8 protein-coding genes are annotated in these 12,365 nt (G+C 71.1%); 3 read left to right on the forward strand and 5 right to left on the reverse strand.

What is annotated here, in order from left to right; genetic code table 11:
• Nucleotides 1-124 precede the first annotated feature (124 nt).
• Both ACIHIX_RS07870 and ACIHIX_RS07875 read right to left on the reverse strand, forming a co-directional pair.
• The gene (locus tag ACIHIX_RS07870; RefSeq protein ID WP_399951342.1) at nucleotides 125-2,929 is read right to left on the reverse strand and encodes an ATP-binding protein; all 2,805 of its coding nucleotides are present in this window, start codon (nucleotides 2,927-2,929) and stop codon (nucleotides 125-127) included.
• Nucleotides 2,930-3,074: 145 nt separating this feature from the next.
• Nucleotides 3,075-3,887, reverse strand: a complete 813-nt coding sequence (locus ACIHIX_RS07875; protein ID WP_399951343.1) for a response regulator transcription factor — start codon at nucleotides 3,885-3,887, stop codon at nucleotides 3,075-3,077.
• Nucleotides 3,888-4,002: 115 nt separating this feature from the next.
• Between ACIHIX_RS07875 and ACIHIX_RS07880 the strand changes: the two genes are divergently transcribed.
• Together ACIHIX_RS07880 and ACIHIX_RS07885 are read left to right on the forward strand one after the other, a co-directional pair.
• Nucleotides 4,003-5,667 (forward strand): AMP-binding protein, encoded by a 1,665-nt coding sequence (locus ACIHIX_RS07880; protein ID WP_399951346.1) that lies wholly within the window; start codon nucleotides 4,003-4,005, stop codon nucleotides 5,665-5,667.
• Nucleotides 5,664-7,247: an AMP-binding protein gene (locus tag ACIHIX_RS07885; RefSeq protein WP_399951349.1), complete on the forward strand. Its 1,584-nt coding sequence runs from the start codon at nucleotides 5,664-5,666 to the stop codon at nucleotides 7,245-7,247. The genes ACIHIX_RS07880 and ACIHIX_RS07885 overlap by 4 nt, the downstream gene beginning before the upstream one ends.
• A 24-nt stretch (nucleotides 7,248-7,271) precedes the next feature.
• On the opposite strand, the gene ACIHIX_RS07890 is transcribed toward ACIHIX_RS07885, so the two are convergent.
• Complete coding sequence (locus ACIHIX_RS07890) at nucleotides 7,272-7,955, reverse strand: hypothetical protein (RefSeq protein WP_399951352.1); 684 nt, start codon at nucleotides 7,953-7,955, stop codon at nucleotides 7,272-7,274.
• Between the two features lie 216 nt (nucleotides 7,956-8,171).
• On the opposite strand from ACIHIX_RS07890, the gene gcl reads away from it, so the two are divergent.
• Entirely contained in the window at nucleotides 8,172-9,959 is a 1,788-nt protein-coding gene (gene gcl / locus ACIHIX_RS07895) for a glyoxylate carboligase (RefSeq protein ID WP_399951355.1), read from the forward strand.
• A 252-nt stretch (nucleotides 9,960-10,211) separates the two neighbouring features.
• Here gcl and ACIHIX_RS07900 read toward each other — a convergent pair whose 3' ends face one another.
• Complete coding sequence (locus ACIHIX_RS07900; RefSeq protein ID WP_399951358.1) at nucleotides 10,212-10,448, reverse strand: hypothetical protein; 237 nt, start codon at nucleotides 10,446-10,448, stop codon at nucleotides 10,212-10,214.
• A 303-nt stretch (nucleotides 10,449-10,751) separates the two neighbouring features.
• Nucleotides 10,752-12,209, reverse strand: coding sequence for a catalase (locus ACIHIX_RS07905; protein ID WP_399951361.1), 1,458 nt, complete (start codon nucleotides 12,207-12,209; stop codon nucleotides 10,752-10,754).
• Nucleotides 12,210-12,365 lie beyond the last annotated feature (156 nt).

A 12,365-nucleotide genomic window follows, 5' to 3' on the forward strand; every position in this document is an offset into this window, starting at 1 on the left:
CGTTCATAACCTAGAACCGGGAAGTTCCCCTTCCCAATGAGGGAACCCCCTAGGGGAGTTGGGCAGGGAAAACCCTCGGTCGGCCGCAGGAAACACCACGCGGGTCAGTAAATCCCGCGCTGTCTCACTTCGTACGGCGCCCCGCCGCCAGCCGGACGATGTCCACCCGCGAGCGGATCCCCAGCTTGCGGTAGACCCGGGTCAGGGTCGCCTCGACCGTCTTGACGCTGATGAACAGCCGCGCGGCGATCTCCCGGTTGGTCGCGCCCTCCATGACGAGCGCCGCGACCTGACGCTCCATCGCCGCGAGCCCTTCGAGGGCGTCGGTCGTCGGGGCGGGCGCGGCCGGCGGCTCCGGTTCGGTCGCCGGTACGACGGTCGCCGCGTCGACCTGCCGCAGCCAGGGCAGCGCCCGGCAGCGCCGGAAGAGGCGGGCCGCCTCGTCGAACGACGTCGGACCCGGGCGCCGGGTGCGCAGCTGGGCCAGCGCGAAGGCGGTGCGGGCCTCCTCCAGGCCGTACCCGAGTTTGGCGAGCCGGTCCTGTACCGACGTCAACTGGGCGAGGGCGGCCTCGTGTTCACCGCGGGCGGCCCGCAGCAGCCCCTCGGCGCGGTCCAGCACCGCGAGCACGCTCTCCCGGCCCAGCCGCAGCGCCTGCTCCCGGGTGACCTCGATGACGTCCTGGGCCTCGCGCAGCTCGCCGGTCCGGACGAGGGCCTCGGCGAGATCGCCCTGCCAGCGGCCCCGGGCCGGGTCGGTGATGCCGAGTCCCTGCTCCAGCTCGCGCACCCGGCGCAGCGAGCGGACGGCGGCCTCGGCGTCCCCGGCGACCAGCTGGGCGTAGCCGAGGGCGGTCAGCGCACGGGAGACGTACATCTGGTCGCCGTCCTCCTCGGCGTGGGCGACCGCTTCCCGGGCCAGCTCCAGGGCTCGCTCGACATCGCCGCCCGAGGCCTCCCCGAGCGAGGTGAGGACCGCGGAGGCGACCTCGCCGATGCCGGTGTCCCGGGCCATCATCAGGCTCTCCCGGGCGAGGTCGAGGGCGCGCCCGCAGTGCCCGGAGCGCAGTTCCGTCTCGGCGACCCCGCGCAGGAAGTGCACCTCGCTCTCGACCGCGCCGGTGCGCTGGACCTCGCGCAGCAGCGCGGTGACCGTCGCACGGGCCTCGGCCAGCTGGTCGCTCATGATCAGCCAGCGGAACCGGGAGTAGCCTGCGCCGTTGTGGTGGCACGACACCCGCGGGTCCTGGGGTTCCTTCAGGGCGCGCTTGATGGTCGCGGGGGCGTCCGGATGGCCCATGAGCGTCTCGATCTGGGCCTGGAAGGCCAGCGCCATCAGCTCGTTGTAGCGGTCGCCGGCCCGCGCGGCGAGCGCCGCCGAGTGCGCCGCCTCCTCGCGGGCCTGGTCGAAGTCACCGTCCACCAGGACGGCCCGCCAGGTCAGCTGGTAGTGGATCAGGGCGAGCAACTGCGGGTCGTCGCCCGCGTCGGCCAGGGCCTGCGGGAAGACCGAGTCGACCTCCGTCATGGCGTGGCCCGCGGTGTCGATCACGATGATCCAGGCCCGCACCCGCTCGGCGGGCACGGTCGCCCGGGTCAGCACGTCCCGGGCGATGTCCCGGGCGAGATCCAGCTCGCCGGCGGTGATGGCGTCCTCGGCGGCCTGGAGGCGCCGCGCGTCGGGGTCGGCCTCGGCGGGGGTGTGGCGGGCGGCGAGCAGTCCGAGGGAGGCGGCGACCGAGGGGGCGCCGCGGTCCCGGGCTAGGGAGGCGGCCTCGGCGAGGCTGTCGGCGGTGTCCGGGTCGGTGCCGGTGGTGGCCAGGGCGAGATGCCGGGCCCGCTCGATGGGGTCGGAGGCGGCCTTCGACAGCGCGGCGTGCGCCGCCCGTCTCTCGTGCGCCGGCGCCTCCGCGTACAGCGCGGCCGAGATCAGCGGATGCGCGAACCGTACGGCGGGGCCCTCGGGTTCGGTGGCCAGCAGGCCGAGGGCGGCGGCCTGGGCGGTCTCCGCCTCGGCGTTCTCCCGGCCGGCCGCGCGCAGCAGGGCGGGGGTGGGGCGGGCGCCGGCGCTCGCGACGAGGAGGGTGCGGCGGGCCTCGTCGGAGAGCATCTCCAGTCGGTTCAGCACGAGGGTGCGCAGCGAAGTGGGCACCGGGAGCGGCTCGCCGGGCCGGGGCGGGGTGGGGTTCTCGCTGAGGGCGCGGCCGAGTTCCAGGGCGAAGAGCGGGTTGCCGCCGCTGGTGCGGTGGATGTCGCGGACCGTGGAGCGGGGCAGGCCGGTGTAGCCGCGGTGGCCGAGCAGTTCGGAGACCTGGGTGCGGGAGAGCGGGTTGACGCGCAGGGCGAGGGTGTCCGGCGGGGACGCGCGTAGATGGCGGTCGTACTCCTGACCCTCGGTCCGCACCGCGCACAGCATCCGCACCGGGGTGTCGCCGAGGCGGCGGGCCGCGAAGCCGAGGAGTTCGGCGCTGGCGGAGTCCAGCCACTGCACGTCGTCGGCGACGATCAGCACCGGGCCCTCGGCGGCGAGCGCGCGCAGCGCCGACAGCACGGCGAGGCGCAGGGCGAGGCCGTCGCGCTGGAGGGTGGACTCGCCGCGGCCGGTGAGCGCCGACTCCAGCGCGGTGCGCTGTGCGGCGGGCAGCTTCCCGGAGACCTCGTCGAGGACCAGACCGAGCAGGTCGGCGAGGGCGAGGAAGGGGAGATGGGATTCGGACTCGGTGGCCGAGCAGCGCAGGACGGTGCGGGCCGAGTCGCCGTTATCGGCGGCCAATGCCCGCAGGACGGTGGACTTTCCTATTCCGGCGGGGCCGTGCAGCAGCACGCTGCCGCCCCGGACGAGCTGCTCCCGGGCCTGGCTGAACACCTCCTCCCGGCCGATGACCAGGTCGGGGCGGCATCTCGCAGGCTCCTGGAAGTCCCGTTGCACGGTCGCCGCTCCCCTCGTGTCGTGTCCGGGCCAAATTCTAGGCAACGAATCTTTGAAATCCGGAGGGGAGACGTGGTGAGGCACATAACAACCTCAAAGTATGGGGAAATTCAAAGCACAGCTGAATGAATGGTGGGGCAACGTTCTAGGGCAGCAGCCCCGCCCGGCGCGCCGCGGCCACCGCCTCCCCGCGGGTGCGCGCGCCCAGCCTGCGCATGGCCGAGCGCAGATACCCCTTGACGGTCTCCGGCCGCAGCCCCAGCCGCTCGGCGGCCGCCGCGTTGGTCGCTCCCTCGGCCACACAGGCCAGGACGTCCAGCTCACGCGGGGCGAGGGCCGCGCGGACCGGTCGCTGCCGCGCGGTGAGCAGCCCGCACGCGTCGAGGAGTTCGGCCCGCAGCGCCGGGTCGGTGATCCGCGGCGCCAGCGCCCGCAGCGCCGCGTGCGCCTCCCGGACCTGTTCCCGCGACACGGGGTCCACCCCGGCCGGCTCGGCCGCCGCCACCAGCTCCCTCGCCTCCTCGCGCACCACCAGCGCCTGCTCCACGTCCCGCGCCGCCTCCATCGCCGCGCCCAGCACCCGGTCACCCAGCGGCTGTACGGTGCGCAGCGCGCCGTACAGCACACCCCGCACCCGGCGCCGCACGACGACGGGCACCGCCACGATCGAGCGCAGGCCCTCGGTGGCGACCGGGGCGTCGTACTCGTGGCTGATCTGCCGGGACGCGGAGTAGTCCGTCACCGCGCACGGGCGGGCGAGGGCGACCGCCCTGCCGCCGAGGCCGCTGCCCGAGGTCACCGCCAGGGCGCGCAGCGCGACCGTCGCCGTGCCGCTCAGTTCGCTGATGCGCATCTGCGGGCGGCCGGCCTCCACGAGCCCGCCGAAGGCGACCGGGAGCCCGGTCGTCCGCCGCAGCCGCACCAGCGCGTTGCGGATCTCCGCCGCGTCCGTAGCCACCCGTTCGTCCTTTCGCCGCGGCGCACACCCCCGTTCGGGGGTAGTGAGACCTGCATCACGGAGTAAACGATGACAGAGAGCCGCCCGGCAATGGTCCGGCCCCTGAGGAGGACAGATGACGACGGAGTCGTTCCGCGCAGCGCGGGACTTCCTGCTCGCCCACCGCGAGGACTACGCGACGGCCTACGAGGGCTTCACCTGGCCCCGGCCCGAGCGCTTCAACTGGGCGCTCGACTGGTTCGACGTCATCGCCGACGGCAACGACCGGACCGCCCTGCACATCGTCGAGGGGGACGGCGCCGAGGTCAGGCTGTCCTTCGCCGAACTGTCCGAGCGCTCCGACCGGATCGCGAACTGGCTGCGCGACCAGGGCGTGCGCGCCGAGGACCGCGTCCTGGTGATGCTCGGGAACCAGGCCGAGCTGTGGGAGACCGCCCTCGCCGCGATGAAGCTGCGCGCCGTCGTCATCCCGGCCACGCCGCTGCTGGGCCCCGCCGACCTGCGCGACCGCGTCGAGCGCGGGCGGGTGCGCCAGGTGCTCGTACGGTCGGAGGACACCGGCAAGTTCGACGACGTGCCCGGCGACTACACCCGGATCGCGGTCGGCGGCGCCCCCGAGGGCTGGCGGCGCTACGAGGACGCGTACGCCGCCGCTCCGGACTTCACCCCGGACGGCCCGACCAGGGCCGACGACCCGCTGATGCTCTACTTCACCTCGGGCACCACCGCCCGCCCCAAGCTGGTCGAGCACACCCACACCTCGTACCCGGTCGGGCACCTGGCCACCATGTACTGGATCGGCCTCAAGCCCGGCGACGTGCATCTGAACATCTCCTCGCCCGGCTGGGCCAAGCACGCGTGGTCGAACCTGTTCGCGCCCTGGAACGCGGAGGCGACCGTCTTCCTCCACAACTACACGCGCTTCGACGCGGCCCGTCTGATGGCGGAGATGGACCGCGCGGGCGTGACCACCTTCTGCGCCCCTCCCACGGTGTGGCGGATGCTCATCCAGGCCGACCTCACCCAACTGCGGACCCCGCCCAGGGAGGCGGTGGCGGCGGGCGAGCCCCTGAACCCCGAGGTCATCGAGCAGGTGCGGCGGGCGTGGGGAGTGACGATCAGGGACGGTTTCGGTCAGACGGAGACGGCGGTCCAGGTCTCCAACAGCCCCGGCCAGCCACTGAAGACCGGCTCCATGGGACGGCCCAGCCCCGGCTACCGCGTGGAACTCCTCGACCCGGTGACCGGCGCTCCGGGTGCCGACGAGGGCGAGATCGCGCTCGACCTGTCCGCGCGGCCCGTCGGCCTGATGACCGGCTACCACGGCGACGCGGACCGTACGGCGGAGGCGATGGCGGGCGGCTACTACCGCACCGGGGACGTGGCGTCCCGGGACGCGGACGGTTACCTCACCTACATCGGCCGCAGCGACGACGTCTTCAAGGCCAGCGACTACAAGATCAGCCCCTTCGAGCTGGAGAGCGCGCTGCTGGAGCACGAGGCGGTCGCCGAGGCGGCCGTCGTGCCCGCGCCGGACGAACTGCGGCTGGCGGTGCCGAAGGCGTACGTCGTCCTTGCGGAGGGCTGGGAGCCAGGCCCTGACACCGCGAAGGTCCTCTTCGAGCACTCACGGGACGTCCTGGCGCCCTACAAGCGCATCCGCCGCCTGGAGTTCGCGCCGCTGCCCAAGACCGTCTCCGGCAAGATCCGCCGCATCGAGCTGCGCGAGGCCACCGCCGCCGGTTCGGCCGCCGAGTACCGCGAGGAGGACTTCCGATGAGCTCCTACACCCATGGGACGAGCGGGACTTCACTGCTCGGGGACACGATCGGCGCGAACCTCGACCGGGCGGTGGCGAGCCGGCCGGACCGCGAGGCACTGGTCGACGTACCGTCCGGACGACGCTGGACCTACGGCGAATTCGCCGCCGACGTCGAGGAGTTGGCGTACGCGCTGATGGCGAGCGGGGTCGCCAAGGGTGACCGGGTGGGCATCTGGGCGGTCAACTGCCCCGAGTGGGTGCTGGTCCAGTACGCCACCGCCCGCATCGGCGCGATCATGGTGAACATCAACCCGGCGTACCGCACCCACGAGGTCGAGTACGTGCTCAACCAGGCCGGGATCTCCCTGTTGTTCGCGTCCCTCAGTCACAAGACGAGCGACTACCGGGCGATGGTGGAGGAAGTGCGGGGTGCCTGCCCGCGGTTGAGGGAGACGGTGTTCATCGGCGATCCGAGCTGGGACGCGCTCCTCGCCCGGGCGACCCCGGCGCCGTACCCGGAGCTGTCCTGCGACGACCCGATCAACATCCAGTACACGTCGGGGACGACGGGCTTCCCGAAGGGGGCGACCCTCTCCCACCACAACATCCTCAACAACGGATACTTCGTGGGGGAGTCGATCGCGTACACCGAACAGGACCGGATCTGCATCCCGGTGCCCTTCTACCACTGCTTCGGCATGGTGATGGGCAATCTGGCGGCGACCTCGCACGGCGCCTGCATGGTGATCCCGGCCTCGTCCTTCGACCCGAAGGCGACACTGGACGCCGTACAGCAGGAGCGCTGCACCTCCCTCTACGGCGTACCGACCATGTTCATCGCGGAGTTGAACGACCCGGACTTCGCGTCGTACGACCTCTCCTCCCTGCGCACCGGCATCATGGCGGGCTCGCCGTGTCCGGTGGAGGTGATGAAACGGGTGGTCGCCGAGATGCACATGGCGGAGGTCTCCATCTGCTACGGCATGACCGAGACGTCCCCGGTGTCGCTCCAGACGCGGCGGGACGACGACCTGGAACACCGCACCGGAACGGTCGGCCGCGTCCTGCCCCACATCGAGGTGAAGGTGGTCGACCCGGTGACGGGTGTGACGCAACCCCGCGGTGAGGCGGGGGAGTTGTGCACCCGCGGCTACAGCGTGATGCTCGGCTACTGGAACGAGCCCGAGAAGACCGCCGAGTCGATCGACACGGGCCGCTGGATGCACACCGGCGACCTGGCCGTGATGCGCGAGGACGGCTACGTCGAGATCGTCGGCCGCATCAAGGACATGATCATCCGGGGCGGCGAGAACATCTACCCGCGCGAGATCGAGGAGTTCCTCTACGCCCACCCGAAGATCGCGGACGTCCAGGTCGTCGGAGTTCCCCACGAGCGGTACGGCGAGGAGGTCCTCGCCTGCGTCATCCCCCGCGACCCGGCCGACCCGCCGACCCTGGAGGACATCCACACCTTCTGCGAGGGCCGCCTAGCCCACTACAAGGTGCCGAGCCGACTCCAGGTACTGGAGTCGTTCCCGATGACGGTGTCGGGGAAGGTACGCAAGGTGGAGCTGCGGGAGACGTACGGGGAAGGGTAGGCGCGCCTAAGCGGATACGTACCTTCAGGCGCCCGTGGAATCCAGTTCGTCCGCCAGGCCGTTCACCGGCTGGGGTGTTCCCGTCAGGTCGAGGACGAACAGGGGTACCCCCAGGGCGTCGGCGACTGTGCGGGCCTCTGTGGCGTAGCCGGCCAGGGAGAAGTAGACGCAGTGCGCGGACTCCGTCATGGCGGTGAGCCACAGGCATTCGACGTCGCGGAGTGAGGCCGGGCGGACGGTGGGGTCGACCTGGGCGAGGAGGCCTCGGGCGGCGAGGCCGATGCCGTTCGGGGGGCGCTGGTCGGCGCGGCGGATGTCCTGGTAGCCGAGCCAGCGCAGGTACAGGGCCGCTGCCGTCACCGCGTCGCGCGCCGTGCGGATCGTCACCGGCTGGAAGGTGCGTCGGCGGGACTGCTCGACGCGTCGGCTCGTCGTGATGCCGACCGCCTCCGGGGTGACCGGAACGCGCAGGACCGCTCCGCACGCGCAGCCCACCTCCGGGTGCGGCCACTCGCCCGTGCGCCCGCAGCGCGCGCACAGGACCGTCACCCAGTCGTCCTCCCAGGAGCGGTGCGTGACCGTCGTCGCACGCGCCCGCCGGTCCAGCGCCGGTGTCACCGGCGCCCCGCAGGCGCACGGATAGGACGGTGCCGCATAGAAGTGCTCGCGCCGGCAGACCGGGCAGCGCACCGACACGTTCTCGGACATGGCCCACTCCAGAACGACCGCACGTCGGGACAGCGCTCCCATCGTCCTCCAGCGAACCCCCGCTTGTCCGTCTCTTGACGCCCTTCACCCCTCCACTTACATTGATTCCAGATAGTAGAAGTTAGTTTCCGTAATGTGGAATTTCGAGCGTACGGAAGTGCTCACCGCGGGGCGCGACGGGAGTGCGAATCCGGCAGCCGAAGCAGGGAGTACTCGATGGCCCGTATGACCGCTGCCCGCGCGGCAGTTGAGATCCTCAAGCGCGAGGGCGTCACCAACGCGTTCGGTGTGCCCGGCGCGGCGATCAACCCCTTCTACCGCGCCCTCAAGGAGGGCGGCGGCATCGACCACACGCTCGCCCGGCACGTCGAGGGCGCCTCCCACATGGCCGAGGGGTACACGCGCACCCGGCCCGGCAACATCGGTGTCTGCATCGGCACCTCAGGGCCCGCCGGCACCGACATGATCACCGGCCTGTACTCGGCGATCGCCGACTCGATCCCGATCCTGTGCATCACCGGCCAGGCGCCGGTCGCCAAACTGCACACCGAGGACTTCCAGGCCGTCGACATCGCCTCGATCGCCAAACCGGTCACCAAGGCCGCGACCACCGTCCTGGAGGCCGCCCAGGTCCCCGGCGTCTTCCAGCAGGCCTTCCACCTCATGCGCTCAGGCCGTCCCGGTCCGGTCCTCATCGACCTGCCGATCGACGTCCAGCTCACCGAGATCGAGTTCGACCCGGAGACCTACGAGCCGCTGCCCGTCTACAAGCCGGCCGCCACCCGCGCCCAGGCCGAGAAGGCGATCAGGTTCCTGCTGGAGTCCGAGCGCCCGCTGATCGTCGCCGGCGGCGGCATCATCAACGCGGACGCCTCCGACCTGCTCGTCGAGTTCGCGGAACTCACCGACACCCCGGTCATCCCCACCCTGATGGGCTGGGGCACCATCCCGGACGACCACGAGCTGAACGCCGGCATGGTCGGCGTCCAGACCTCGCACCGCTACGGCAACGCCACGTTCCTGGAGTCGGACTTCGTCCTCGGCATCGGCAACCGCTGGGCCAACCGGCACACTGGCTACAAGCTCGACGTCTACCGGGGCGAGCGCAAGTTCGTCCACGTCGACATCGAGCCCACCCAGATCGGCAAGATCTTCGCCCCGGACTACGGCATCGCCTCCGACGCCAAGGCCGCCCTGGAGCTCTTCGTCGAGATCGCACGCGAGCTCAAGGCGGCGGGCAAGCTTCCCGACCGCTCTGCCTGGGTCGCCTCCCACCTGGAGCGCAAGGCCACCCTCCAGCGCCGTACGCACTTCGACAACGTGCCCATGAAGCCGCAGCGCGTCTACGAGGAGATGAACAAGGCCTTCGGCCCCGAGACGCGCTACGTCACCACGATCGGCCTCTCGCAGATCGCGGGCGCCCAGATGCTGCACGTGTACAAGCCGCGGCACTGGATCAACTGCGGTCAGGCCGGTCCGCTCGGCTGGACCCTCCCGGCCGCGCTCGGCGTCGCCAAGGCCGACCCGCAGACGCCCGTCGTCGCCCTCTCCGGCGACTACGACTTCCAGTTCATGCTGGAGGAGCTGGCCGTCGGCGCGCAGCACAAGATCCCGTACGTCCATGTCCTGGTCAACAACGCCTACCTCGGTCTGATCCGGCAGGCGCAGATCGGTCTCGACATCAACTTCCAGGTCAACCTGGAGTTCGAGAACATCAACTCCCCGGAGCTGGGCGTCTACGGCGTCGACCACCTCAAGGTCGTCGAGGGCCTCGGCTGCAAGGCCATCCGCGTCACCGAGCCCGACCAGCTGCTGCCGGCCTTCGAGGAGGCCAAGAAGCTGGCCGCCGAGTACCGGGTGCCGGTCGTCGTCGAGGCGATCCTGGAGCGGGTCACCAACATCGCGATGAGCAAGACCGCCGACATCAGCGACGTCACCGAGTTCGAGGAGCTCGCGACGGAGCCGGGGCACGCCCCAACGGCGATCAGGACGCTGAAGGCCTGACGTACCGCAGCGACCACAGGGGCGGCCCAGCCGGGGGGATGGGCCGCCCCTTCGGCATGCCCTGTCCCCCCGGTATCCGTCCCCCCGTATCCCCCGTATCCCCCGTCACGCGGTGCCCGCCGCCCCCGTGCCGGCGGGCACCGCGTGACGACAATGTGCCCGCCCCCGGGGGCGGTTGAAGCCTCCGGGGGCGGGTTCAGAGGTTGATTTGAGGGTTCCGTAGCCCGTCTACGCCGCCGGGTGTAGGCGGGCTCACGGCTGAGGGTGCTCGGACAGCCCCGGCCAGTCGTCCGGGCCGCCGCCCTGCCACTCCACGATGTCCTCGTCCTCGACCTCGATCCGGTCGAGATCGGCGAGGCGCAGCAGCTCCACGACATCGTCCAGGTGGGAGGCGACGCCGAGGTTGTGGTCGTCCGCGGTGACCCGCCGGGAGCCGTCCAGGCCCGGCGAGTGCACCACGACGTGCGGATGGTGCGGTGCGTGTGCCATGCCTTCAGCGTGCTGCGCGCGAGCCGTCCGCGCACCCCGGACACGGCGAAGAGCACCGGATACGGGACCGTCCGTATCCGGTGCTCTTCGGGTCGTGCCGTTCTGCTGGGACCGCGGCGGCAGCGACGGAGCCCGAAACGCCCTTCCCTCAGGTCGAGAAGAGGATCTCCGGTCCTTCACCACCGCACTGGCTCGCACGCCGCCGCGGTCCATCACCCTGCCCGTGCCCCGTACCGAGGGACCACCCCTCATCCGGGTCGCTCAGTGTCCGGGCGCGAACAGGGAGCTCATCGCCTGGCCGGGTCAGTCCTCGCGCAGGGCGCGGACCGCCTCCTCCACGCGCTTGCCGTACTCCGGGTCGGCGGCGTGGAAGTGGGCCAGGTTCTTCTCGATCACGTCGTCGCGGGAGACCTGGGACAGGCCGCCGGCGATGTTCGCGATCAGGCGCTTCTTCTCGTCCTCGGACATCAGCCGGTACAGCTCACCGGCCTGGAAGAAGTCGTCGTCCTTGGTGTGCTGCGGGGCCTCGTGCGTGCCGGTCCAGCCGCTGACCGCCAGCGGGGCGGCGAGCGGGCGGCCGGTCTCCGCCGGGCCGTCGTAGGAGTTCGGCTCGTAGTTCTTCGCCGCGCGGCCCTGGGAGTTGGCCGCCATGAGGCCGTCACGGCCGTAGTTGTTCGCGGTCGTCGCCCTGGGGGCGTTCACCGCGAGCAGGGTGTGGTTGACGCCCAGGCGGTAGCGGTGCGCGTCCGCGTAGGCGAACAGCCGGCCCTGGAGCATCTTGTCCGGCGAGGGGCCGATGCCCGGCACGAAGTTGTTCGGCGAGAACGCGGCCTGCTCGACCTCGGCGAACACGTTGTCCGGGTTGCGATCGAGGACCAGCCGGCCCACGCGCTGGAGCGGGTAGTCCTTGTGCGGCCACACCTTGGTGAGGTCGAACGGGTTGAAGCGGTAGTCCGCCGCCTCGGCCGCCGGCATGACCTGGACGTAGAGCGTCCAGGACGGGTTCACCCCGCGCTCGATGGCCTGGAGCAGGTCCGTCTGGTGCGAGTTCGGGTCCTTGCCCGCGAGCTCGGCACCCTGCTCGGCGGACAGGGAGCGGACGCCCTGGTTGGTCTTGAAGTGGTACTTGACGAAGAAGGCCTCGCCCTCGGCGTTCGTCCACTGGTAGGTGTGCGAGCCGTAACCGTTCATGTGACGGTACGACGCCGGGATGCCGCGATCGCCCATCAGCCAGGTGACCTGGTGCGTGGCCTCGGGGGAGTGCGCCCAGAAGTCCCAGACGTTGTCCGCCTCCTGACGGCCCGTGAACGGGTCGCGCTTCTGCGAGTGGATGAAGTCGGGGAACTTGATCGGGTCCTTGATGAAGAACACCGGGGTGTTGTTGCCGACGAGGTCGTAGTTGCCCTCCTCGGTGTAGAACTTCACCGCGAAGCCGCGCGGGTCACGGACCGCGTCCGCGCCGCCGAGCGAGTCCGCCACGGTGGAGAAGCGCAGGAAGACCTCGGTGCGCTTGCCGACGCTGCTCAGGAAGTCGGCGTACGTGAACCCGGTGACGTCGTCGGTCACCTCGAAGTAGCCGTACGCGCCGCTGCCGCGGGCGTGCACCACGCGCTCCGGGATGCGCTCACGGTTGAAGCGGGCGAGCTTCTCCAGCAGGTGCTGGTCCTGGAGGAGGAGCGGACCGCCGGCACCGGCGGAGGCGGAATTCTGGTTGTCGGCGACCGGGGCGCCGGACTCGGTCGTCAGCACGCGCTTCGACATCGGGGACCTTCCGTGCGGGTGACAGCGGAAACCTGTTTCCGCTTTGTGGAGCCTAGAAGTGGGGCGATCTGGGCGTCAACACTTTGTTGAAGTGGATTCCGGGCGGCGCCGCCGCTTGGGCGCGACAGGACAGGTGTCAGCAGCGTGCGCCGCCCG

Source organism: Streptomyces sp. NPDC051913 (assembly GCF_044593635.1).
In the GTDB taxonomy this organism is placed as follows: domain Bacteria; phylum Actinomycetota; class Actinomycetes; order Streptomycetales; family Streptomycetaceae; genus Streptomyces.

What these genes read in the sequence shown, in the direction of transcription:
- ACIHIX_RS07880 (WP_399951346.1), top strand. Translation starts at nt 4,003, where the DNA reads ATGACGACGGAGTCGTTCCGCGCAGCGCGGGACTTCCTGCTCGCCCAC.
- ACIHIX_RS07885 (WP_399951349.1), top strand. Translation starts at nt 5,664, where the DNA reads ATGAGCTCCTACACCCATGGGACGAGCGGGACTTCACTGCTCGGGGAC.
- ACIHIX_RS07890 (WP_399951352.1), bottom strand. Translation starts at nt 7,955, where the DNA reads ATGTCCGAGAACGTGTCGGTGCGCTGCCCGGTCTGCCGGCGCGAGCAC.
- gcl (WP_399951355.1), top strand. Translation starts at nt 8,172, where the DNA reads ATGGCCCGTATGACCGCTGCCCGCGCGGCAGTTGAGATCCTCAAGCGC.
- ACIHIX_RS07900 (WP_399951358.1), bottom strand. Translation starts at nt 10,448, where the DNA reads ATGGCACACGCACCGCACCATCCGCACGTCGTGGTGCACTCGCCGGGC.
- ACIHIX_RS07905 (WP_399951361.1), bottom strand. Translation starts at nt 12,209, where the DNA reads ATGTCGAAGCGCGTGCTGACGACCGAGTCCGGCGCCCCGGTCGCCGAC.